We start from the raw sequence: 23585 nt of genomic DNA, 5'->3' as shown, positions 1-23585 counted from the left end.
GCTTTGGGAGCGGCCATGAGAAAGCTTGTCCAGGTATGTTTTGGCGTGGTTAAGAATCAAAGTGAATTCCAGGTTCAAACGGCTTAAAAAACAGTTTGAACCCGGTGGTGAGAGATGGTATCTACGCGAAATCTTCGTTATCAATGTTTACCACCTCTCCCTACGATTTCACACACAAAAAAGGCCGCGACATTGCTGTAGCGGCCTTGTACTTATCATTGCGTGCCTAACGCAGCTGTACTGAATTATTCAGCCCTAACTGGGTGGCAATGGTTTTACCAAAGCTGACGCCTAAACGGTCGATCAGTTGCTCTAGCGGTGTACCTTTTGGTGAGTAGTCAACTAGCTTATCGGCACCAACCAGATCCCGTGCCACTGAACTACTGCTACCTAAACCATCGATCAAGCCTAACTCTAATGCTTGCTCGCCGGTCCAAACCAAGCCACTGAATAGCTGATCATTCTCTTTCAGGCGATCACCACGACCTTTACGCACTTGGTCGATAAACTGCGCGTGGGTGGTATTCAGCACGGTCTGCCAAAAGGCACGATCTTTGTCTTCCAAAGGCGAGAACGGATCGAGGAAGGTTTTATTCTCTCCCGCAATCAGGTTACGTCGCTCGACGCCCACTTTCTCCATCAGATCAACGAAACCGAAACCGGACGAAACCACCCCAATAGAGCCAACCAAACTGGCTTTATCCGCATAGATCTCATCGGCAGCCGCTGCAATGTAGTAAGCACCGGAAGCACCAATATCGAGAATAACCGCGTATACTTTTTTCTCAGGATGCAGAGCACGTAAGCGCTTCACCTCGTCATACACATAACCCGATTGAACAGGACTTCCGCCGGGGCTATTGATCCTTAGGATAACCGCTTTAGCGTTATCGTCATCGAATGCTTTGCGCAGTGAGTAAATAATATGGTCGGCACTGGCGTCTTCACCATCCGCGATCACACCCTTCACTTGCACAACGGCGGTATGTTCACCGCCTTCATCCAGATTAGGGCTAAAGGAATCCGCGAACAGATAGATACCTAAGATGACAAACAGATAGCTAAAGGTCAGCAGTTTAAAAAATATCCCCCAACGGCGGGCACTACGCTGCTCTTTTTGCAGGCCCATCATCGTTCGTTCTATGAGGCGCCACTCTTTGGTTTTATGTTCCTGCGGTTTTACTTGATCCGCCGACGCATTGGCGCTATCAGTATCCTTGCTATCTTCAGCTTCCCAGGGATTTGAGCCCACTTGGTTCTCCTTTCATTATCTGGCTTAAATTATATCGATATCAGGACGGCTGGCGCGATGTTTGCGCTAACCAGTTTTCCAGCTCAGTAAAGCGATGCATGACTAAGACTGGATTGTACGGGGTTAACCGATCGACATGATGTGCCCCATAGCTCGCGGCAATCGTATCCATACCCGCTCTGACACCCATTTCCAAATCAAATTCCGTATCGCCGATCATCACCGCATCAGCCGCGCTAAGATGGGTTTCTTCAAGAATCTCTTCCAGCATATGGGGGTGGGGCTTAGAGGTGGTTTCATCGGCACAACGCGAGGTTTCAAACAGGTACTCAAGACCCGTCTGCACAAATACCCGCTCCAATCCTCGGCGACTTTTACCGGTAGCAACAGCCAAACGATAACCTTTCTGCTTTAGATTGATGAGAGTCTGCTCCACCCCATCAAACAGCTCCGTTGGCGTATCATCGGCTTCAAGATAATAATAGCCGTAACGGTCACGCAATTGAGGGATAAGGCTTTCATCCACTCCGGGGATTAATACCCGAATCGCTTCAGGCAAACCCAAGCCGATGATATTGCGGACGGCATCATCTGTGAGCTCTGCCTGCCCTAGATCACGGGCGGCCTTTTGCATACTGGCAATAATCCGTGCAGCGGAATCAATAATGGTTCCGTCCCAATCAAAAATAAGTAGCTTATACACAATATTTATCCAGCACTGTTAATCGTAAAACGTGGATGTAGATCTTACGTTAACAGCGCCCTAAAGATAACCTCGGATTCAAAATGGTTTTAGCTTGAGCCGTGACCATTAACCTTCCTGCACCGTAGGCCGAATCAACAGCTCACTGACATCCACATGCGCAGGTTGAGTAACGGCATAGAGAATCGCATTGGCAATATCTTCAGGTTTAAGATTCGCCATCTCTTCGCCATACATATTCTCTTTGACCGCAGCGCGTATTTTATCATGTACGATACTGTCAGGCAGCTCCGTGGAGACAGCACCCGGCTGAACATCGGTCACCCGCACGCCGTAACGAATGCCTTCTTTGCGCAAAGTATCAGAGATCGCCCTCACCGCATGTTTGGTGCCTGCATAAACGCCGGCACTGGGATAAGTTAAGCGGGCAGCCACCGAACTAATATTAACGATATGCCCCTGCTTACGTTCTGCCATGCCTGAATAAACCGCATGGATCGCATATAAGACACCCTTGATATTGGTATCAATCATCTGCTCCCATTCATCGACTCGGCCATTGATAATCGGACTGATCGGCATGGTGCCCGCATTATTGATCAGGATATCAACACCACCTTGAGCCGCAATCAACACCCCCACCTGCTGCATACCCTGCCGGTCGGAGACATCCACCGGGGCAATACAAACTTCACGCCCTGTGGCCCTTAGCTCATCGGCTAATTGTTGCAGCCGATCTTCTCGTCGAGCACTGATGACAAGGTTAGCGCCTTCAGCGGCAAGCGCCCGTGCCGTTGCTTGACCAATGCCAGAACTTGCGCCGGTTACCCAGGCGGTTTTTCCTAATAACTTCATTTTATCTACTCTACATTTAGTCTTAACATATAAACGTTAACAACGTGGCCTAGTGACTGAAACGATACCACTTAACAGAAACACAAAAGCCGCCAGAGCTAAACTCGGCGGCTTTATGGCAACTCAAGGATGCAAACGCATCCATCAGCAGCGTTACCTATTTTTAAACACCGGCTTGCGTTTTTCGGCAAACGCATTCATCCCTTCGGAGCAATCTTCAAAGGCGAATGTGGCTTCAAATGCTCGGCGCTCAAAGCGTAAGCCATCATCAAGGGAGCAACTCACCCCCATGTTGACACTCTCTTTGATCAGCATAACGGTGGGACGTGACATAGACGCGATCTTAGCGGCGGTTTTGAGTGCTTGTTCAGCGAGCGCCTCGGCCGTCACAATACGGGCAACCAGACCCGACCGTTCAGCTTCTTCGGCATCCATCATTCGACCGGTCAGACACATCTCCATCGCCTTCGCCTTACCGACCGCTTTGGTCAAACGCTGCGTACCGCCAGCGCCCGGCATGGTGCCGATACTGACTTCAGGTTGACCAAATTTAGCGTTATCGGCCGCGATGATAAAGTCACAAGCCATCACCATTTCGCAACCACCGCCAAGGGCAAACCCGGCAACCGCTGCAATAATAGGCTTGCGAGCATCTTCAATGGCTCGCCAGCAATCGCGCTGAATATAGGGAAAGTTCTTGGCATGCAAAGCGGGGAAAGACTGGTCTTTCATCTCTTTGATATCGGCGCCAGCGGCAAACACCTGATCACCACCCGTTAAGATAATACAGCCAATACTGTCATTGGCTTCAAAACCGTCGACCGCCTCACCTACTTCACGACAGAGTGTCGCATTGAGGGCGTTCATCACCTTAGGTCGATTCAGGGTGATAATACCGACCCCTTGCTTAACGTCCGTCAGAATACACTGGTAGCTCATAAAACACTCTTCTCAGTTAATTCAGTTGTAATCGATATCCGCCAAAAACAACCTTCACTTTCTAGCATTCAGCCGATTCAATCGGCTAAGCAGACGGAATCGGCTGGATATCAATCGTTTATTTGTTCCCAATTAGGCGTGTTTACGACTCTGCACAACGCGGAAACGGTTAGCAACAAAGGCTAGATCAGACAGTGAAGCATTCGCGGCGGGGTTACTACCGGTCGCATGGAAATCACTGAAGGCTGCACTCTGGTTAACATACACACCGCCGGTCAGGTTGATGGACAGTGCCACACCCGTATCCAAGGCTGCTTCTTCGATCTGCTCAAGCACTGCATCATTTGTTGAATAGCAACCCATGGTAATAGCACCATGATTTTTAACCGCTTTGTGTGCCAGCTCGATCGAATGATCGTTGTTGTCGGTACGCACCAAGAAGCTAATAGGACCAAACAACTCTTCCATATAAGCATCTTCTTTATCGGCATCGACCGCGATCAACAGTGGGCTACGCATCCGCCCCTCTTTAAACCAAGGATTTTCTGGACGATCCGATTCGCGCACTATGGTACCCACACGTTCACCGAGTTCACGTGCACTATCTACACGCTTGTCGGTGACTTCTGTCTGAATACAACCTAGCACCATCGCTGCACGTTCCGGGTCTGACAGGAAGCGCGTGATACCGGTACTCAATGCTTCGGCAACCTCATCAAAGCTCTTATGGCCCTGATCGGTTTCAATACCGCCGGCTGGAATGAAGATATCCTGCGGCGTGGTACACATCTGTCCAGAGTAGAGACTCAGGGTAAATGATAGGTTCTGAATCATGCCTTTGAAGTTATCGGTGGAATCGATAATGATCGTATTCACCCCTGCCTTCTCGGTATAGACCACGGCTTGATGGCAGTTTTGTTCCAACCAATCACCAAAAGCGGTATTACCGGTGAAGTCGATAACACGAACCTCTTCCCGCTGCGCCAACGTCTTAGTGCATGGCTGCGATGGATCAGCATCAATCACCATGGACGCAATATAAGGGGGTAGACCCTGTTCGCTAAGCACTTCCTGAGCAATTTGAATGGTCAACGCTGCCGGCAGAATACCCGCTGGGTGCGGCTTAACAATAACCGGATTGCCGGTAACCAGTGACGCAAACAAACCAGGATAGGTATTCCACGTAGGGAAGGTAGAACAACCAATCACCAGTGCGACGCCGCGTCCGGTGACGGTAAAGGTCTTATCCATCACTAATGGATCATGTTTACCCTGAGGTTTAGTCCAAGTGGCTGCACCTGGAGTATGGGTCATCGCATCATAAGCATAGGCGATCGCTTCCAGACCACGGTCCTGAGCATGTGGACCACCGGCTTGGAAGGCCATCATGAAACCCTGCCCCGAGGTGTGCATCACCGAGTAACCGATCTCAAAACTACGCTGATTGATGCGCTTAAGAATTTCGAGGCAGATACCGGTACGGGCTTCAACACCCACATCGCGCCACGCTTTACGAGCCTCATTCATGGCCGGCAACAAGACATCAACATCAACCGTTGGATACTGAATACCTAAGTCAAAACCGTAAGGAGAGACTTCGCTGCCCGCTTCACCCGTAATCCCAGGCATATCCAGTTTAAAGGAGGTATTGAGATGCGCTTTAAACGCACTCTGACCATCTTTATCGGCTGTTTCGCCATATTGACGTGGACTAGGGTTTTCAGGATAGGCGCTATAATAATCGCGGGTACGGATAGCATTTAGTGCGGCATCAAGTTTTGCTTTGTGCAACTCAAACAGGGTATGGCTCATACAAGGTCTCTTTATTTTGTTCAGCCCGCAGGCGTTATCTCTTTGCAGAACATCACATCATAAGCGCTTCGCTTAGTCTGTATCGTTCTGCGAAACATACTGTGTTTCAGACAGTTTAGAATATAGCCTTCATTTAAGCACTGTTTGCGCAAAGCTGATCTAAACTGTCTAACGAATATCAATTTAGGTTAAAAGATACACTAAAGAAAGTGATACGAAAAGATAATTTATTGATAATATATTTGTATCCCTTTGTGCTTTTACGGTAACCTTTGCGCATACTGATTTAAAGCAGACCATCAGACTTAATACTGAAGTGTGCAACGAAATAACAAGAATGGTTAGCCTTAACGGACAACGCCCAAACGTCAACCCGTAAAAGACTGATACAATTAAACAATAATAAACGGTAGCGAGTCTGTACCGGCTGTAGTTAAGCCCCTATCGATACCCATAATGCTGAGATAAGCCATGTCCGATTATCAAGATATTCTGGTCAGCGAACCAGAATCCGGTGTGATAACCATTACCCTCAACCGCCCCGCCGCGCGAAATGCGTTGTGTAACAATCTATTAAAAGAACTTGCCGAGACACTCGATGCCTCTATTAGCGATGAGCGTATAAAAGCCGTTGTGATTACCGGCGGCGAAAAAGTCTTTGCCGCTGGCGCCGATATCAAAGAGATGGCCGAACTCGATACCGTGGGCGTGATGAATGATATCCGTCCTAGCTACTGGCGTCGCATCGCCCAATATCCAAAACCGATTATAGGTGCCGTTAACGGCTTTGCCCTCGGTGGCGGCTGCGAGTTGATGATGCATTGCGATATCGTTATCGCCGGAGACAACGCCCTGTTTGGCCAGCCTGAGATCAATCTAGGCATCATCCCCGGTGCCGGTGGCACACAACGACTGCTCAGAACCGTGGGCAAATCGATGGCGATGCAACTGGTGTTATCGGGCGAATTTATCACCGCCGAACAAGCCCGTGATTTTGGATTGGTGAGTGAAGTCACCATCCCAGAGATGAGTTATAAGCGTGCATTAAAACTGGCTAAGACGATTGCCAAAAAACCGCCGATTGCGGTTCGCTTGGCAAAAGAATCGTTGCTCAAAGCCTATGAAACCACATTAGAAACCGGGCTCAATTTGGAACGCAAAGCATTTACCTTGCTTGCCGCCACAGATGACCGACGTGAAGGCATTGCCGCTTTCATGGAAAAACGCCGACCAGAATTTAAGGGGAAATAATCCAATGACTTACCAGCATATTGAATTTGAGATTACTGAAGGCGTTGCCGTTCTGACATTGAACCGTCCGGACAGTCTCAACAGTTTTAACGGCCAGATGCACACCGAAGTCCGTGATGCACTGAAGCAGACTAAAACAAATGAGTCGGTACGCTGCCTGCTCATTACCGGCAACGGTCGTGGCTTCTGTGCCGGACAAGATCTTAGCGATCGCGCCGTTGATCCCGATGCAGAGGTGCCGAATCTGGGCGAATCCATCGAGAAAAATTACAACCCAATGATCCGTACAATCACCTCGTTGGAAATGCCGGTCATCTGTGCTGTGAACGGCGTTGCGGCGGGTGCCGGTGCGAATATCGCACTGGCCTGCGACATCGTATTGGCATCTAAAAGCGCGAGCTTTATTCAGGCCTTTTGCAAGATTGGTTTGATTCCCGACTCCGGTGGCACCTGGACACTTCCCCGCGCGGTAGGCTTACCCCGCGCAATGGCACTGTCACTACTCGGCGATAAAATCTCTGCCGAACAGGCTGAACAATGGGGCATGATCTGGAAAACCTACGAAGCGGACGAACTTAAAGAGGCCGCACTGGCCATGGCTAAAAAGCTGGCTACTCAGCCAACCAAAGGCCTCGCATTGATTAAACGTTCACTGCAAGCCTCGGCGAATAACAGCCTAGACGAGCAACTCGACCTTGAACGCGATCTGCAAACCCTGGCCGGACAAACCGACGATTATCGCGAAGGCGTAAGCGCCTTTATGGCCAAACGCAGCCCTAGCTTCCAAGGCAAGTAAGCCAATACTGGAGATTTTCACATGAGTCGTTTTACTACTGATTCTATTATTGCTGTTATCGGTGCAGGCACCATGGGTGCTGGCATTGCACAGGTGGCGGCGAGTGCCGGTCACCCCGTATTACTCTTTGATACCGCCGCCGGCGCCTCACAACGGGGTATCGACAATACCGCCAAAGGGCTTTCACGTCAGGTTAGCCGTGGCAAGATGAGCCAGCAAGCCGCCGATGAGTTGATTGCCCGCATTACGCCGGTCAGCCAAATGACAGAGCTTGCACCCGCAGCACTGATCATTGAAGCCATCGTGGAACGTCTGGATATTAAACAGCAGGTGTTTGGTCAGCTTGAAGAGATCTGCTCCGCCGATGCGGTGATAGCGACCAACACCTCTTCTATTTCGGTCACCGCTATTGGTGCGACACTCAAGCGACCACAAAACCTCGTCGGCATGCACTTTTTCAATCCTGCGCCGGTGATGAAACTCGTGGAAGTGATCAGTGGACTGGATACCGATCCACAGATCGCTAACGATATCTACGCGCTCTCAGCCAGTTGGGGCAAACAGCCGGTACTGGCCAAATCAACACCGGGCTTTATCGTTAACCGTGTTGCTCGTCCCTTCTATGCCGAAGGCCTGCGTATTACACAGGAAGGTGCTGCCGATATCGCGACCATCGATGCACTGATGCGTGAGTGTGGTGGTTTTCGGATGGGGCCCTTCGAATTGATGGACCTGATCGGACACGATGTTAACTACGCAGTGACCTGCTCCGTCTTTGACGCCTTTTACCATGATCAGCGCTTCCTCCCCTCACTGATTCAAAAAGAGCTGGTCGATGCCGGCCACCTAGGCCGTAAAACAGGCCGCGGCTTTTATGATTACAGCGAAGGCGCACAAAAGCCCGACGCTAAAACCGCTGCGCCATACCCTGCGCCCAAATCAATCATCGTGGAAGGCGAGCTCGGTGTTGCCGAACCTCTCTTAGCGCTGTTTGAACAAGCGGGTATTCAGGTAGAACGCACCGACAATGATGAAGTTGAAGGGATGATCACCATCGGTGATGCCACCCTGATGTTATCCAACGGCCAATTCACCACCATGCGTGCCAGTGAAACCATGCGCCCGAATCTCATTAACTTCGATCTCGCATTGGATTACACCCGTTCAACCCGTATCGCCTTAGCACCGGCCGATCAGGCCTCTGATGAAGCGATACAAGCGGCTATCGGCTTGTTCCAAGCGATTGGCAAGTCCGTCAGCGTGATCGATGATATTCCCGGCATGGTGGTTATGCGTACGGTTTGCATGTTGGCGAATGAAGGCTTCGATGCGGTCAACCAACAGGTGTGCGATGAGGCGGCGGTTGATATCGCCATGAAGGGTGGCGTGAACTACCCTTGCGGCCCTATTGAATGGGTTAATAACCTAGAGCTGAGCTATGCACTCGATGTGCTCGATAACCTGATGGACGCCTACGGTGAAGATCGTTATCGCGCCTCCCCACTATTGTTACGTAAGGTTGCCGGAGGTGCAGCATGAAGCCCAGTGAAATGACGCCACAACAGTTGGCAGAAGCCTCCAGTGCCGCAATGCATCTCAATGACCACACCGCCCAAGCGATGGGGATGAACATTGAGGAGGTCGGCCCTGGTACTGCGAAACTGACCATGGTCGTGCGTAAAGATATGCTCAATGGTCATGCTAGTTGTCACGGCGGCATGATGTTTAGCCTGTGCGATACCGCTTTCGCCCATGCTTGCAACAGCTACAACCGTGCAACGGTGGCCAGTGGTTGTAATATTGAGTTTATCGCTCCAGGTTTTGAGGGCGATACACTGACCGCGATTGCACAAGAACGCTCCCGCAGTGGCCGCACCGGTGTTTACGATATTACCCTGACCAACCAAAAAGGTGTTGAACTAGCCTTCTTTCGGGGAAAGGCCTATCAGATTAAAGGCACACTGGTTCCTGAAGAGTAAGCTAAACGCATAATCTAAACGCATTAAAAAAGCCGCTACAGAGTATTATCTGTAGCGGCTTTTTGTTATCTGCAGGCTGTTAGCTTAGCTTTGCCCATTAGCTCTCAGCATTCGCCAATTCTAGCTTCTCGGGGGACACCAACATACCGTTGTTATCCGCATAGACATAATGGCCGGGCTTAAAGGTGACGCCACCAAAGGTTAATGGCACATTGAGCTCACCGAGACCGTTTTTATCGGTTTTCATCGGATGCGTAGCCAGCGCTTGCACCCCTAAGTCGATATCACCAATGGCGTTCACATCACGGATACAGCCGTAGATGATAATCCCTGCCCAACCATTCAGAGACGCTTTTTCGGCCAGCATATCACCTAACATGGCACGACGTAGCGACCCACCACTATCGACAACTAACACCCGCCCTTCACCGGGCAAGGCAACCTGCTCACGCACGAGCGAGTTATCTTCAAATGCTTTGAGCGTGACGATTTCGCCACCAAAACGCTCACGGCCACCAAAGTTGCCAAACATAGGTTCCACCACCTGTACGAGGTCGGGAAACTGGTCACACAGTTCGGGTAATAAATCGTCCACGGGAATGCTCCTTAAATTAAACCGTTATCCGGCGGGTATCTTCGCTTATTTTGGGCTTTTTTGCACTTGCACTTAAGTGAGATAAGGCGAGGTGCAAAAAAGAGACGCTAAATAGTCTCAGCCAAGTTATGGCTTTACAAACAAGCTATGGCATCACAAAAAGGTAACGGTCAAACACCGACCCTTCTAATTGGCCATTATCATAGGCCTCTAATGTTAACTCCGGCAACGCTTGGCTGAGTTCATCGGGTTGCAAACAAAACCGCTCTGGAAATCCTGTTTGTCGATGCTGTTCAAGGTTAAAGGTTTGAATCAATAACCGAGCAGCGGGCTTCATTCGCGCTGATAACTGCTGTAACAGCGATGACTCTGGTCGATAACGCAGTAGGACGATATTGTCGAATTCGCCACTGAGTGCGGCTAACGATTGCTCAGCCGATAGATCTATCTCCTGTGTTTCAATCGTCAGTTGCCGCTGCGCAGCAAACCCTTGTAAGCGCTGCAAACCTTCAATCGCAAAATCAACCGCAACGACTCGATGACCATTCTCGGCAAGATAGAGACTCGCCGCACCATCACCACAGGCCAGATCGAGAGTTCGTCCCGCCGGTAATGCGGCTAGCGATCTCTGTAGCGCATCCGGCAGGCTTGGAATAGCTCTGTTTCTATCGAGGTAACGCTTGTTCCAGAGATCCGCTCTACTCATTGGTGTACAATCCCCTGCTAGGTCTGCAGATTTTATTATTAACTGATGTAACTGACAAAAACGTACTGTCATCATGGCTCATCATCTCAAATGGTTGAGATCCACCTGGCGATTCACTTAACTCAATTCAGCTCAGCTGACTCAATTTAACACCGAGCTCACATACCATGGAACGCTATCAGTACATCATCGTCCTTCTGTTTATTGTGTTGGCGTTTACCCCCATCACCTGGCAAGCCATTCAGCGACGTAAACTCAACCCACCACCGATGGCCAGCCATGACCGTAAACTGTATCGACTCTGGCGGTCAGATCCACAATCCTATGAACGGCAATATGGCGCGATGGATAAGCAATATCAGCAGGTCCAGAAAGACAAAAACCGGACAACGCCTTAGTCATCCGGTTTAGGTGTTAGGTCAGATTCAAATTAACCCTGTTTAACCAAGGCCAATAGCACCTGTATCGGGTGTGGCAACTGCTTATCATCCAACCGCTTCACCTGACTACGACAGGAGTAACCGCTGGCGACCAGTTTACCTTCGTTGGCCGGATCATTAACCACTTCTGACCAGCTCAGATCATAAATTTTTCTCGACGTATCAAAATGCTCACTTTCATGACCATAGGTGCCCGCCATGCCGCAACAGCCGGTCGCCTGCAGTTCCAGTGACTGTCCCAGTGCCTGAAAGATCTGTTTCCAATCCGCCATGGAGGCGGCCGCGGATGTTTTCTCAGAACAGTGGGCCAACAGCTTATATTCGTGTGGTGTCAAACGTGCTCCAGTTTCCGCCAGTAGATCGCAATGCTTAACCAACCATTCCTGAATCAGCTCAACCTTCACCTGTTGCCGTGTACCATCATCCACATACTCCTGACGATAGGTTAACGTCATCGAGGGGTCGACACCGACCATCGGGATACCACTGGTCGCGAGTGTTTGTAGCATCGCAGTATTCGCATCCGCCGCTTTATTGAAGGCCGCTTTAAAGCCATGCACATGCAATGGTTTACCATTGGGTTTAAATGGCGCGACCAGAACGTTGAAGCCGGTACGGTTGAGCAGATCGATCACATCCAACACTAAGGGCGTTTCGAAATAACTGGTGAAGGCATCCTGCACAATAATCACCGAACGCTCACGCAGATCGGGAGTGATCGCCGACAGATTATCTGGGGTGGCGAACAACACTCCTCGCTTATCCATCCCCTGTTTCAGGGTATTGGTGCAGATAGCGGGGCTATCGACCATGCCGATCCAGCGGCGGAATACCGCTTTCATCAGCGAATTGTTCATCATCCAGTTATAGGGTGCCGGAAAACGGGATAGATAGGGAATCATAAACTCTAACCCGCCGACCATATAATCTTTAACCGGCCGCAGGTAACGACTGTAGTAAGCTTCCAGAAAACGGGAGCGGAAATCAGGCACATTCACTTTGATAGGACACTGTGCAACACAAGATTTACAGGCTAAGCAGCCCATCATCGCTTCATGGACTTCATTATTGAAGTCATATTCGCCTTGGTTCTTTTTCCAGCTATTCTTGATGCGGCCCGGCAAACTGCTCATGAAGGAGCCATAGCGTGCTTTACGGCCCTCTTCCACCACATCTACCCCCTGCAGGGACATTAACCGCAACCATTCACGGATTAAAGATGAGCGACCTTTAGGCGAATGTTTCCGCTCACGGGTGGCTTTCCAAGAGGGACACATCGCGTCTTTAGGATCGTAGTTATAACAAGCGCCGTTACCATTACAGAACATCGCCTGCTTATAGTCATCACGGGCACCCGCCGGAATCTGCCGGTCATGTTGACCACGGGTTGGCACTTCATCAATTTTCAGTAGTTCAGCCCCGCCGATCAACGGCGTACAGATCTTACCGGGGTTTAACTGATTTCTTGGATCAAAAGCCCCTTTAATCACCTGCAACTGCGGATACAGCTCGCCAAAGAACGCCGGTGAATACTCAGAACGTACCCCTTTACCGTGCTCTCCCCAGATCAAACCGTGATATTTCTGTGTCAGGGCGACCACGCCATCGGAGATAACGCGGATGAGTTTCTCTTCAACCTCATCTTTCATATCGATCGCCGGGCGTACATGCAGCACACCCGCATCCACATGACCAAACATTCCGTAGGCCAAATGATGGCTATCCAACAGCTCACGAAACTCTTTGATATACGCCGCTAAGTTTTCCGGTGGTACCGCGGTATCTTCGACAAACGGAATCGGCCGCTGTTCGCCTTGACCATTACCGAGTAGACCAACGGATTTTTTACGCATCCCCCAGATCTTGTTGACCTCAGCGGCGCCCATGGTCACCGAATAGCCAAAGGATTTGCCCGCTTCACCAGAAACACTATCGAGATAGGCCGTGAGTTTAGCCACCTTCTGCTGCAATTCGTCTTCATCATCGCCGGTATATTCGACGAGGTTGATCCCCTGAATGGTGGGTTCATCTTCAGTTTGCGGAAAATATGCTTTGACGCTGTCCCACACGATGTCGTTCATCGCCAGATTGAGCACCTTAGAATCAACGGTTTCGATCGAGGTCGGTCCCCAAGCCATCAACTGCGCGGCGTCTTCAAGGGAGTCTTGAAAACCGGCGTATTTAAGATTCACCAAGGCCGAATATTTGGGAATCGGCAAGACGTTCAGTTTCGCCTCGGCAATAAAGGCCAGCGAGCCTTCGGCACCACAGAGTACGGAGTTCAGGTTGAACCGTCCCTCCTCATCTCGAATATGGGCTAAATCATAACCGGTTAAACAGCGGTTGAGTTTAGGGAACTTCGCATCGATCAGATCACGATGTTCCGTGAAAACCTGATCCACGACCCGATGCACCTCACCGACGCGATCATCACGCTGCTTAATCTGTTCCAGAGCGGCATCATCCAGGGGTGCAGAGTGCCAGAGGGTGCCGTCGAGAAAAACGGAACTCAGCTCTAACACATGGTCACGGGTTTTACCGTACATGCAGGAGCCTTGACCACTGGCATCGGTATTGATCATCCCGCCGACGGTTGCACGGTTGCTGGTAGACAGTTCCGGCGCAAAGAATAAACCATAGGGTTTAAGTGCGGCATTGAGCTGATCTTTAACCACGCCCCCCTGCACTCGAACCCAACGCTCCTCTGCGTTGATCTCAAGAATCTGATTCATATGCCGTGAAACATCGACGATCAAGCCATCGGTTAACGACTGACCATTAGTGCCGGTACCGCCACCACGGGCACTCAAGACGATCTCTTTAAACCTAGGCGTGTCGGCTAAACGGGCTAATACCACTAAATCATCAACCGAGCGGGGAAAAACCACCCCTTGAGGCAACACCTGATAAATACTGTTATCGGTCGATAACACGACTCGACTTGCATAATCAGGATTAATTTCACCTTTGAAGCCATTGATTTTTATGACTTCTATAAAATCAAGGTAGAGCTGCTCTGTGATATGTACTTCGGCTATACGTGGAATCATCGATCAACCTGTTACGTCTGGCATATAAATAGGTGGTCATCATGCAGAAATATCATTTATCATTCAAACGATAAAATATGATTAATTAATAGTTTCAAACGATAAATGAATACAAACCTCTCTATCCGGCACCTGCGAGCATTTACTGAAGTGGCCAACTGCGGCAGCTTCACACAGGCGGCGAGCCGACTGCATCTGACCCAATCGAGCCTCACCGCCACCATTAAACAGCTAGAACAATCCGTGGGTTTAATCCTGTTTGATCGCACCACAAGGCGAGTTTTGTTAACCCTACAGGGAGAGCAATTCCGTCCTGTGGCTGAGAAACTGATCTCCGATTTTGATACCGCTATCGGCGACCTACAGGCGATCGCTGGACAGCAACAGGGACAGGTGGCCATTGCCGCCTCACCTTCGACGATTAGTCGTCTACTGCCACCGGTGATCGATGACTATCGCCAGCAATACCCCGACATCGCCATCTCTCTACGTGATGATAGTGCCGGACAGATCGAACAACGGGTATTGGATAATGATGTGGATTTTGGCATAGGTGCGAATCATTCGGCACATCCAGAACTGAACTATCAGCCGGTGCTCTCGGATCGCTATGGGGTGGTTGTCCCCGCCTGCCACCCTTTTATCGGTGAAAGCAGCATTCCATGGCAGCGGTTGATTAAAGAGGAGTTGTTATTTCTATCGGCGGATACCGGTATACGGGCGCAGCTAAATCAGTTCCGCCAAGCGGGTCAACTGCTGCTGTCGGATCAGAAAGCTATTTTAGAAGTCTCTAACCCGGCAGGCTTGGCAGCTCTTATTCGGCAAGGCATCGGTATCTCCGTACTACCGGCCCTGGCCGCTAGTACGGAATCCTTTAAGGAACTACGCTTCATCCCACTGATTGAGCCACCGATGCGACGTCAGGTCTGCTTAGTCAGTCGTAAGGGCCGCTCCCTCAGCCCTGCAGCATCGACCCTATTAAGCTTTGCTCGGGAGCACTTCCTGAGCATGACACTACCACCCTATTTGGAAAGTATCGCCACGGCACCGACGAACAACGGTTCAGAAAACAGTTAAGCTTTATAAAGACGGCAATGCTCGCCATCAAGGGATTTGATTTCGGTCATCAGGTCGAGATTGCGGCGTATCTTTTTCATCTCAGCTCGGTGTGAGGTTTTAAGTTGTTTGCGGATTCGGCCTTCAATAAAGCGCTTAATCTCCCGCTCATCTTCTAGGATTAAACCCGGAACAGGAATCGGCGCGCGGGTATCCTCATCCATTGCCACCATGGTGAAATAAGAGGTATTCGTATGCTTAACAATCCCCAGACGAAAATCTTCTGAGATCACTTTAATACCGATCTCTAGGGATGAGTTCCCCACATAATTAACCGATGCCGACAGGGTTAATAACTCGCCTACCTCAACGGGGTTGAGAAAGTTAACCGAATCAACCGATGCAGTGACGCAATACCCCTTCACATGGGATGCCGCACAGGTATAAGCGATCTTATCCATCAACGAAAGAATGACCCCACCGTGAACTTTACCGCCGAAATTGGCATAAGAAGGCACCATCAGCTCTTTTAAAACCGTTTGTGATGCCTTAACGGTACGGTATTCACGTTCACTCATTATCTCTTTACCTATCTAATAATTATCTTAGCTAAGCAATGATACAGCCTTCACCTCAGAATTCAGACTTAAAATGGAAAAATCATCGGCGTCATGATCAGCGTGATCACCATCGACATGATCTGTAACGGCAAACCTACCCGCACAAAATCGATAAATCGGTAATGGCCCGGCACCAGCACCAGGGTATTAACCGGTGATGCGATGGGGGTCGAAAAAGCGGTCGAGGCGGCGATCGCGATGGTCATCATAAAGGGTTCGGGATTTAGTCCTAGTCCCTGTGCAATCGCAATAGAGATCGGGGCGATCAACACCGTGGTCGCCGTATTAGAGATAAACTGGCTGAGCACTGAGGTCAGCACAAATAGCGCGGCGCAGATAAAAATAGGGGCACTGGTACCCAAAAAAGTTAATAAGGCAGAGACGATTAGATCCAGCCCGCCACTTTTTTGCATCGCTAATGCCAGTGGTAACATACCCGCTATCAACACTAGGCTACTGGCGTTCAACGATTTATAGGCTTCATCCATGGTAAGGCAACCGCTAAGAATCATGGCCATCGCCGCCAGTAGGATCGCCGCCAAGCTCGACAGCACACCGCTAATCATTAAACCCAACATCAACAGCATAATGACCAAGGCCACCGGTGCGTGCCCCCAACGGGCGGAGGTTTCCGTCATCTCTGCCGGTGTTTCTAACATGACAAAGTTGTGTCGTTCCTCCAATGCCTCGATATAGCGCCAGCCGCCGGCTAACAGCAAGGTATCACCAAACTGTAACGGCTCACCATTAAAGCGGGTCGCTAGGGGTTTACCGGCCCGTAACACCCCGATCACACTGAGGTTATACTGTTCGCGAAATCGACCATCTTTAATGGTTTTGCCTATCATCGGTGAGCGACCGTGCAATAGTACCTCAGCCACTCCAAACTCTTTATCCATCCGAGTACGCTCTTCGGCGGGAAAGCCTAAAAACAGACAACCGGTTTCAATACAGAGCTGTTCTATCCCCTCTGCTTGCCCGTAGGCTAACAGCACATCCCCACTCTCAATCAGGGTTTCGCTAAGAACCGGCATCAGCGATGAAACCAGATTACCGTCGCGCCGAATCGCAAAAACAGTCACCTCAAAGCGGGTTCGCAATAATAGATCTGACACGGAATGATTCACTAGGTCGGAATCTTTTCTCACCCGCAAACAGTGAAGGTTATCTTCGATGCCGTAACGTTCGGCAAACTCTTTTAAGCGAGGATGTTCGGTGGAGCGCACCGCGCTATCAGGGAGTAATCGGGGCGCGACATAGACAAGGTACAGGGTGCCAAATACAAGAATAACGGCCCCAATAGGGGTGAAGTCGAAAAAGCCAAAAGGCTCAAGACCCGCGGCATGTAGTTGGGTACTGGCCACCATATTAGGCGGCGTGCCGATCAGCGTCATCATACCGCCAATCAAGGATGCAAAAGATAACGGCATCAACAGATGAGAGGGTTTTAATTTAGCCGTGCGGCACATACTCAGCACCACAGGGATAAAGAGTGCCACAGCGCCCGTGGAGCTCATTATCGCCGACATCGCGGCGACAACGGGCACTAACACTAATAGCAGACGTTTCTCGCTCTGGCCGCCCATACGCATAATCCAGCCGCCTACAGCCGCGGCCACACCCGTACGAAACAACCCTTCCCCAACGATGAATAAACCGGCAATCATCACCACCAGTGACTGCCCAAACCCAGAGACCGTTTCGGCGGGAGTGATAATGCCGGATAAAGCCAACACCACGACCACCATCATCGCCACCAAGTCCATGCGGATACGATCCCAGATAAACAGGGCAATGGTAACCAGCAGCAGCGTAAAAACAACGATCGTATCAATATTCACATCTTATCCCTATGCTCAGATATCGCGGCTTCCGTTGCTTCAGACGATACGATCCATTGTGTAGCGTCAGTCTAGTTGATGGCGAGCGGGTTTTAACACCAAATAGACCCCGAACACCGTGACACCTATGGCGCCTACCTGAATCCAGCTTAAAGCTTCACCAAAGAGCAACCAAGCTTCCACCGATGTGACCGGTGGCACTAAATAAAAGTAACTGGCCACCCGTGCTGATTCACCTTCACGAATCATAAACATCAGCAGTAAGATTGCCGAGATCGACAGCCCAAACACCAACCAACCGAGTGACAACATCAGGGTCATATTCCACTCAACCTGACGCTCTTCAAACATAAAGGCCAGTATCGCCATCAGCATCGCCGTTGACAGGTATTGCCAGATCGCACCGGTGAGAAGATCCACCTGACCGCCAAATTTTTTCTGATACAGCGTGCCCACAGAGATAGCCACCAATGCCACCAATGTTGCCAGCACCGCTTCGGGATGTATCACCAACGTGTCACTCTGTTGACCGCTGAGGAGAATCAGTGCCACCCCCGCTAGCCCTAAAAAGAGCCCCGTCCATTGCACCACCCGCAGGCGTTCGCCGAGCCACTGCCAACCAATCAGCGATGTTAACAATGGCTGTAAGCCTACAATAATCGCGGCAATACCGGCTGGCATATCCCACTTAATCGCGGCAAAAACCCCACCGAGATAACAACCATGCACTAACAACCCTGTCACGGCCTGATGCCCGCCCTGCTTCAGCGATGGCCAACGCGAACGGTAGATTAAGGCCAGTATAAAAAAGACCACAAGGGTCATGATCATCCGGACAAAGAGTAGATAAAACGGTTCGATATAGGGCAACGCATACTTCGCACCGATAAAACCCGTGCTCCACAGCAACACAAATAATATCGGCACTAAACGTGTTAAACGGGGATAGTTCAAACAATTCACCTGTGGATTCAACCGCTCTATCGCGGTTATGCAGATTAAAAAAACTAGCCTTCAGAGAGCTAGTCGTTACATAAGGGACTAATGATCCGTTCCGCTGTAGATCCACATCGGCTCAGTGTTACCGGCACGACAAAACCCCTGCGCTTCGTAGAAACCAATGGCGGCACCATCGGCCACCAACATCTGTTGGTGAAATCCCTGATAAGGCTGTTGTAACACCCCCATCAATTGTTTAGCAACCCCTTGGCGCTGATATTCCGGCATCACCAGCAAATGCGGATAATAAACAACCAGATGTCCATCGGAAATGGCATTGCCTAAACCGATCAATTGGCCATCGAGTCGCGCCGTCACCAACGTATGCGAGCCGTGCAAAGCGGCCATCAACTCGGCTGGTTTATCCGCGGCCGACCAATCATTAGCACGATAAAGTTTGATAACTTCGGCCTGTTGCGGCAAATCATTGCGGCTGATGACTATATTCATACTTATATCCTTCACCTAAAGCGATCTGATTAATAAAACGAGACCGGCTGATAATAATACAATTCAAACCGTTCCAGTGGATCGATGAACTGATTTCGCTGATATTCGGTAAACGCGGGCGATCCCCCCGTTTTTAAGCCAGAACTGGCAAGCCATTCATCCTGCAAGCGATTGATCCATGGCAGTAGTTCACCATATTGACCGCTAAACTTAAAGCGTGCGTGAAGCCCACCCGGAATCAACATTGAGTTGACCATTCCACGGCGAGAAACCGGACTATCAATCCGTAAACAGGCGACATAACGGCACCGGTCTAAGGGGGTCCAAGCGGGATTAGAGTGATGTAAACCGATCTGATGAACGAATGAACGCTGCTCTGCGAGCGCCCAGGCTTGAAGCACCTGCCAAGCCGAGCGAATTGAACGGTTATAGCCGAGATGGCGAACATAAGCCACCGGTTGATCCGGCAACTCGATAAGATCCGGTTGTGGCAGCGCTAATGTCGCTATCCGCTGGGCGCCGGCGGCGATCTCGGGATCACTCAGATAGGGCTCACGGCGAAACTGTTCCTGTTGCCGCCAACGTCCGGGAGTTACGTCAAACTGCTCACGAAACACACGGGTAAACGATGCTAAAGAGCTATAACCACACTTAAACGCGATATCTCTTACCGTGGTGGATGGCTCAAACATCAATAGATTCGCTGCATGTTCTAGCCGTACTCGACGAACATAGCGATGCAGAGATTCGCCGGTCACCGCTTTAAATAATCGATGAAAGTGTTGTTCTGAATAGGCTGCGATGCGTGCTAAACCCGCACCCGTTAATGGCGCGCTGAGGTCTCGATGAATCTGATGCAAAACATCATTAATGCGCGCTCTTTGCTGAATGCTGGGCATAGGTCGTTTATTAATTATTAAAAAGGTGAGCGGTGCGATAAGGCCCCGTTAAAGATTGCTTAACGCAGAGGGCTTCATCACAAGTATTACCGCTAAACGGCGAGTAAGGGGCTGACGGCCAACGGCCGTCAGTGGGTATGCGGTTAAAGGTCTAGCCGTTATTAGTGTAAATCGGCCACATCACTGACGAAGCGATCTAGCTGATTTCTTAAACGGGCATTTTCTCTCAATAACAGATCTTTTTGCTTCAATAGATCGATAACGATCGCGATCGACACCCAGTCAATATCCAGATCATGATATAAACGTATCGCTTTCTTCATCCAATGAACGCTGTTTAGCTCGAACATCCAGTCATTCACGTCTTGGCCTGCGAAGGGTTCGGCAATCCCATGCTCAACCACTTCGATCACCATGGTCTCAGTGATCCCCTCTTGCACACATAGCTCTTGCAATGACACTTTCAGCATAATATCAGACATTTGGTTTCTCCCATTCGGTTCTGGGGTCAAAAGCCGATACTTCAGACAACGATTGCCACAACGCTTTTGATTCTTCATTGGTATGTTCAGGTATCACTATCTTAAAGATAGCGTATAGATCACCCATACCGTTTTTCATCGGTAATCCTTTACCTTTAATACGTAATTTCTGGCCCGACTGGCTATTAGCTGGCACGCTTAAGTTAATTTTACCGGTCAGTGTAGGCAGCTGTACTTTGGCTCCCAATACCGCTTCCCATGGTGTAATAGGCACGGTGATCAGTAAATTATGCCCCTCAACATCGAAGATAGGATGTGGAACGATTCGAATATGTAGGTAAAGATCGCCGTTTGGCGCATCGCCTTGCCCCGGCGCACCCTGACCTTTTAATCGAACCCGTCCGCCATCAGAAACACCCTTAGGTATTTTCACTTTTAACGATTTTTTAACTTCCGTTACCTGACCATTCACATAAGCAGGTATGCGATATTCGATCGGTTTCTGAACATCGGAAATAATATCTTCAAGAAACACCGGCAACTCAACCTCAACATCCTGCCCACGAGCAGCCGATTGTTGGAAGTCACTATACCCTTGGAAGCCGCTACTACGGCTACCGCGATTACCAAAAGCAGAACTGAAAAAGTCGGCGAAATCACCTTCAAAATCCCCCGAACCCGATGCACTGCCTTGACGACCTCGAGGCTGTTCAAAGCCCTGCTCCCGCTGTCCACCGTAACGGCGCAGCTCATCATATTCGGCGCGACGCTCGGCATTTTTTAATACCTCATAGGCTTCAGCCACTTCTTTGAACTTATCTTCCGCGCCCGCTTCCGGATTAACATCAGGATGATATTTGCGTGCCAGTTTACGGTAGGCGGCTTTTATGGTTTTGCCATCCGCATCAGGCTCAACCCCGAGTAATTTGTAATAGTCTTTAAATTCCATAATACCTTCCAGGTATGCCATTGCGTCATACACAACACTATTCTGACGCTATTATTGTCAACACTATAAACCTATTCTAAAAGCGATAGCAGGTAAAAATAGTAGGATGATGGGCTAATTCCGTTTCACACCTGCTAGCTGTCGACGTTATGCCCCTAAGAACACGCTCTGTTTATGCGTTATCATTAGGCGGCCTTTAGCATTGTAAAACCATCCTCTACTGATTGCATAGACTCCTAGATCTGAGTCTGCAATAAATAGCCACTAATGCCGTACCGCTTGAGCCGTATCAATGTGTCAGGCTCCTATACGACTGTCTGTGCTAACGCCTAGCAAGCAAGCGGCAGTCGAGAACCTTAGCGAGGGTTTTAAGCTACCCCTAAGCATAAGAGCACAAAATCAAACCCTACCAGAGTTATCAGTCAACTTCCCATACTCTTTAGCAAACCCAAAAAGCATAAATGGATAAATATCAAAGCATAAACAGATAATTATTATCTAAGCCTCAAGCATATACTCAGATAAGCGCTCAACAGCTCATTCCAAACGGTAAACCCTCTTTATCGCTATGAATTAACGCTCACGACCACTCACCCTTTTATTCAATTACCCGCCCCCACTAGGAAAGGATCATGAAGTTTGCAAGATACGCAGAATCCCTAGATGTTTCTTATATAAGAGAGATTCTCTGCACCGCCGGACAACCGGGAATGATATCAATGGCAGGCGGCCTACCCGCCTCCTCTCTACTACCGGTTGAGCTCGTCCGTGCGACTTGCGAATCAATGGCAGATAACCCTAGTCTATTTCAGTACGGCAACAGCCAAGGTTATGGGCCGCTGATTGAGACCCTAAACCAACAATCAATCACCGATAAACCTTGGTTAATCTGTAACGGCAGCCAGCAAGCACTTGATTTGATCGCCCGCGCTTTGCTCGAACCTGGCGATAAGGTTGTCGCCGAAGTGCCCGCCTATCTTGGCGCACTGCAAGCCTTCCAATTAACCGGTGCCCTTGTCTGTCCATTAGCCAGCCATACCACAGGGCCAGATCTCGATCAGCTAGAAAGTTACTTTAAGGCGGGAGATATTAAGCTGTTTTACAGCGTACCTGACTTCCACAATCCAACCGGGCGAGTGTGGTCAATGGAGACACGCATAGCGGTGGCTAACTTATGTCGTCACTATGGCGTAACGCTGGTGGAAGATGCCCCTTATCGCGAACTGCGTTTCGCCGGTGAACAGCTCGGCTTGCTCAGTGACCTTTGCCCAGAACATAGCATTAGCCTTAAATCATTCTCCAAAATAGGCTTCCCCGGATTACGAGTCGGCGCCATGAGTGGCCCCGCAGAATTTATTAGCCTCGCGGAACGGATCAAGCAAGCCACTGACCTACATACCGGAATACCACAACAGGCGATCATCCATGCGTTACTGAATCATCCCGCGTTCCCCGAGCATCTAACACGCTTGCGTCGTGGTTATCAGGATCGTTATCAACATCTAAGCGCAGAACTGACACGCCAACTGGGTGACCGGATAACCTTCGATACCGTTGAGGGCGGGATGTTTATCTGGATTACCCTGACAGAGGGAAACAGCAGTGATGCTGCCGCGCGAGCCTTGCAACATAAGGTCGCCGTCGTGCCGGGGGCAGCATTTTACCCTGCGGGTAGCGCTAAAGAAGACCATTCATTGAGGCTCAACTTCAGCAATACCGATCCAGAACTGTTTCCTGAAGCGGTCGCCCGTTTGGCCAAAGCTCTTTAATTTGAGCTCTTTAATTTGAGCTTGTTAAATTAGTGAATCGACCAAAAAAAAGAGGATCAACCTAAGCGCTTTAGCCCTTCGGTTGACCCTCTTTTTGTTTATTAGCTAACGTTCAATAACAGGTTAAGCGACGGCTTGAGTC

General features: G+C 49.8%; 22 protein-coding genes. 7 read left to right on the top strand and 15 right to left on the bottom strand.

Going from position 1 to position 23585, the window contains the following annotated elements; all coding sequences use genetic code 11:
• Positions 1-226: 226 nt before the first annotated feature.
• From sppA to paaN, 5 genes are all read right to left on the bottom strand, one after another.
• Positions 227-1252 (bottom strand): signal peptide peptidase SppA, encoded by a 1026-nt coding sequence (gene sppA, locus EH243_RS11145; protein ID WP_126158735.1) that lies wholly within the window; start codon positions 1250-1252, stop codon positions 227-229.
• A gap of 40 nt (positions 1253-1292) precedes the next feature.
• Positions 1293-1955 (bottom strand): HAD family hydrolase, encoded by a 663-nt coding sequence (locus EH243_RS11140; RefSeq protein WP_164549104.1) that lies wholly within the window; start codon positions 1953-1955, stop codon positions 1293-1295.
• 108 nt (positions 1956-2063) lie between these two features.
• Positions 2064-2810 carry an SDR family oxidoreductase gene (locus EH243_RS11135; protein ID WP_126158733.1) on the bottom strand — a complete coding sequence of 249 codons (747 nt, stop codon included), beginning with the start codon at positions 2808-2810 and terminating at the stop codon, positions 2064-2066.
• Positions 2811-2963: 153 nt separating this feature from the next.
• The gene (locus EH243_RS11130) at positions 2964-3749 is read right to left on the bottom strand and encodes an enoyl-CoA hydratase-related protein (RefSeq protein ID WP_126158732.1); all 786 of its coding nucleotides are present in this window, start codon (positions 3747-3749) and stop codon (positions 2964-2966) included.
• A gap of 132 nt (positions 3750-3881) precedes the next feature.
• Positions 3882-5561, bottom strand: a complete 1680-nt coding sequence (paaN, locus tag EH243_RS11125; protein ID WP_126158731.1) for a phenylacetic acid degradation protein PaaN — start codon at positions 5559-5561, stop codon at positions 3882-3884.
• A 471-nt stretch (positions 5562-6032) separates the two neighbouring features.
• Between paaN and paaF the strand changes: the two genes are divergently transcribed.
• From paaF to paaI, 4 genes are read left to right on the top strand one after another with little or no spacing between them, the layout of a single operon-like run.
• Positions 6033-6812: a 2,3-dehydroadipyl-CoA hydratase PaaF gene (paaF, locus tag EH243_RS11120; RefSeq protein ID WP_126158730.1), complete on the top strand. Its 780-nt coding sequence runs from the start codon at positions 6033-6035 to the stop codon at positions 6810-6812.
• Between the two features lie 4 nt (positions 6813-6816).
• Complete coding sequence (gene paaG, locus EH243_RS11115) at positions 6817-7608, top strand: 2-(1,2-epoxy-1,2-dihydrophenyl)acetyl-CoA isomerase PaaG (RefSeq protein WP_126158729.1); 792 nt, start codon at positions 6817-6819, stop codon at positions 7606-7608.
• 21 nt (positions 7609-7629) lie between these two features.
• Complete coding sequence (gene paaH / locus EH243_RS11110) at positions 7630-9147, top strand: 3-hydroxyacyl-CoA dehydrogenase PaaH (protein ID WP_126158728.1); 1518 nt, start codon at positions 7630-7632, stop codon at positions 9145-9147.
• Complete coding sequence (gene paaI / locus EH243_RS11105) at positions 9144-9587, top strand: hydroxyphenylacetyl-CoA thioesterase PaaI (protein WP_126158727.1); 444 nt, start codon at positions 9144-9146, stop codon at positions 9585-9587. The genes paaH and paaI overlap by 4 nt, the downstream gene beginning before the upstream one ends.
• Before the next feature lie 97 nt (positions 9588-9684).
• Here the strand turns inward: paaI and rraA are convergent, their stop codons facing one another.
• Positions 9685-10182 (bottom strand): ribonuclease E activity regulator RraA, encoded by a 498-nt coding sequence (rraA, locus tag EH243_RS11100; RefSeq protein ID WP_126158726.1) that lies wholly within the window; start codon positions 10180-10182, stop codon positions 9685-9687.
• Positions 10183-10327: 145 nt separating this feature from the next.
• Positions 10328-10888, bottom strand: coding sequence for a class I SAM-dependent methyltransferase (locus EH243_RS11095; protein ID WP_164549103.1), 561 nt, complete (start codon positions 10886-10888; stop codon positions 10328-10330).
• 167 nt (positions 10889-11055) lie between these two features.
• Between EH243_RS11095 and EH243_RS11090 the strand changes: the two genes are divergently transcribed.
• Entirely contained in the window at positions 11056-11286 is a 231-nt protein-coding gene (locus tag EH243_RS11090; RefSeq protein WP_126158724.1) for a hypothetical protein, read from the top strand.
• Positions 11287-11318: 32 nt separating this feature from the next.
• On the opposite strand, the gene ydiJ is transcribed toward EH243_RS11090, so the two are convergent.
• Positions 11319-14378 (bottom strand): D-2-hydroxyglutarate dehydrogenase YdiJ, encoded by a 3060-nt coding sequence (ydiJ, locus tag EH243_RS11085; RefSeq protein WP_126158723.1) that lies wholly within the window; start codon positions 14376-14378, stop codon positions 11319-11321.
• A gap of 105 nt (positions 14379-14483) precedes the next feature.
• Between ydiJ and EH243_RS11080 the strand changes: the two genes are divergently transcribed.
• Entirely contained in the window at positions 14484-15455 is a 972-nt protein-coding gene (locus tag EH243_RS11080) for a LysR family transcriptional regulator (protein ID WP_126158722.1), read from the top strand.
• Here EH243_RS11080 and EH243_RS11075 read toward each other — a convergent pair.
• The 7 genes from EH243_RS11075 to EH243_RS11045 all read right to left on the bottom strand — a co-directional run bounded on the left by EH243_RS11075 (position 15452) and on the right by EH243_RS11045 (position 21674).
• Positions 15452-16012 (bottom strand): acyl-CoA thioesterase, encoded by a 561-nt coding sequence (locus tag EH243_RS11075; RefSeq protein WP_126158721.1) that lies wholly within the window; start codon positions 16010-16012, stop codon positions 15452-15454. The two genes, EH243_RS11080 and EH243_RS11075, sit on opposite strands and share 4 nt — an antisense overlap.
• Positions 16013-16080: 68 nt before the next feature.
• Positions 16081-17895 (bottom strand): SLC13 family permease, encoded by a 1815-nt coding sequence (locus tag EH243_RS11070; RefSeq protein WP_126158720.1) that lies wholly within the window; start codon positions 17893-17895, stop codon positions 16081-16083.
• Positions 17896-17961: 66 nt separating this feature from the next.
• Positions 17962-18849 (bottom strand): DMT family transporter, encoded by an 888-nt coding sequence (locus EH243_RS11065; protein WP_126158719.1) that lies wholly within the window; start codon positions 18847-18849, stop codon positions 17962-17964.
• 87 nt (positions 18850-18936) lie between these two features.
• A complete protein-coding gene (locus EH243_RS11060; protein WP_126158718.1) occupies positions 18937-19344 on the bottom strand; it encodes a GNAT family N-acetyltransferase in 408 nt (135 codons plus the stop codon).
• Positions 19345-19373: 29 nt separating this feature from the next.
• Complete coding sequence (locus tag EH243_RS11055) at positions 19374-20243, bottom strand: AraC family transcriptional regulator (RefSeq protein ID WP_126158717.1); 870 nt, start codon at positions 20241-20243, stop codon at positions 19374-19376.
• Positions 20244-20404: 161 nt separating this feature from the next.
• A complete protein-coding gene (locus EH243_RS11050) occupies positions 20405-20725 on the bottom strand; it encodes a chaperone modulator CbpM (protein ID WP_126158716.1) in 321 nt (106 codons plus the stop codon).
• A complete protein-coding gene (locus EH243_RS11045; protein WP_126158715.1) occupies positions 20718-21674 on the bottom strand; it encodes a DnaJ C-terminal domain-containing protein in 957 nt (318 codons plus the stop codon). The genes EH243_RS11050 and EH243_RS11045 overlap by 8 nt, the downstream gene beginning before the upstream one ends.
• A gap of 632 nt (positions 21675-22306) precedes the next feature.
• On the opposite strand from EH243_RS11045, the gene EH243_RS11040 reads away from it, so the two are divergent.
• Positions 22307-23443, top strand: coding sequence for an aminotransferase-like domain-containing protein (locus EH243_RS11040; protein WP_126158714.1), 1137 nt, complete (start codon positions 22307-22309; stop codon positions 23441-23443).
• Positions 23444-23585 lie beyond the last annotated feature (142 nt).

The sequence above is a fragment of the Amphritea opalescens genome, from assembly GCF_003957515.1.
GTDB lineage: Bacteria > Pseudomonadota > Gammaproteobacteria > Pseudomonadales > Balneatricaceae > Amphritea > Amphritea opalescens.
The sequence above is the reverse complement of the archived record's forward strand: the minus strand, read 5'-3'. Positions and strand labels throughout refer to the sequence as shown.

Bases quoted from the DNA above. Each gene is read 5' to 3' on its own strand.
- EH243_RS11055 (WP_126158717.1), bottom strand. From the start codon at position 20,243: ATGCCCAGCATTCAGCAAAGAGCGCGCATTAATGATGTTTTGCATCAG.
- paaH (WP_126158728.1), top strand. From the start codon at position 7,630: ATGAGTCGTTTTACTACTGATTCTATTATTGCTGTTATCGGTGCAGGC.
- EH243_RS11075 (WP_126158721.1), bottom strand. From the start codon at position 16,012: ATGAGTGAACGTGAATACCGTACCGTTAAGGCATCACAAACGGTTTTA.
- ydiJ (WP_126158723.1), bottom strand. From the start codon at position 14,378: ATGATTCCACGTATAGCCGAAGTACATATCACAGAGCAGCTCTACCTT.
- EH243_RS11060 (WP_126158718.1), bottom strand. From the start codon at position 19,344: ATGAATATAGTCATCAGCCGCAATGATTTGCCGCAACAGGCCGAAGTT.
- paaN (WP_126158731.1), bottom strand. From the start codon at position 5,561: ATGAGCCATACCCTGTTTGAGTTGCACAAAGCAAAACTTGATGCCGCA.
- paaI (WP_126158727.1), top strand. From the start codon at position 9,144: ATGAAGCCCAGTGAAATGACGCCACAACAGTTGGCAGAAGCCTCCAGT.
- EH243_RS11050 (WP_126158716.1), bottom strand. From the start codon at position 20,725: ATGTCTGATATTATGCTGAAAGTGTCATTGCAAGAGCTATGTGTGCAA.
- EH243_RS11040 (WP_126158714.1), top strand. From the start codon at position 22,307: ATGAAGTTTGCAAGATACGCAGAATCCCTAGATGTTTCTTATATAAGA.
- EH243_RS11045 (WP_126158715.1), bottom strand. From the start codon at position 21,674: ATGGAATTTAAAGACTATTACAAATTACTCGGGGTTGAGCCTGATGCG.
- EH243_RS11095 (WP_164549103.1), bottom strand. From the start codon at position 10,888: ATGAGTAGAGCGGATCTCTGGAACAAGCGTTACCTCGATAGAAACAGA.
- EH243_RS11130 (WP_126158732.1), bottom strand. From the start codon at position 3,749: ATGAGCTACCAGTGTATTCTGACGGACGTTAAGCAAGGGGTCGGTATT.
- paaG (WP_126158729.1), top strand. From the start codon at position 6,817: ATGACTTACCAGCATATTGAATTTGAGATTACTGAAGGCGTTGCCGTT.
- EH243_RS11080 (WP_126158722.1), top strand. From the start codon at position 14,484: ATGAATACAAACCTCTCTATCCGGCACCTGCGAGCATTTACTGAAGTG.
- EH243_RS11090 (WP_126158724.1), top strand. From the start codon at position 11,056: ATGGAACGCTATCAGTACATCATCGTCCTTCTGTTTATTGTGTTGGCG.
- EH243_RS11135 (WP_126158733.1), bottom strand. From the start codon at position 2,810: ATGAAGTTATTAGGAAAAACCGCCTGGGTAACCGGCGCAAGTTCTGGC.
- paaF (WP_126158730.1), top strand. From the start codon at position 6,033: ATGTCCGATTATCAAGATATTCTGGTCAGCGAACCAGAATCCGGTGTG.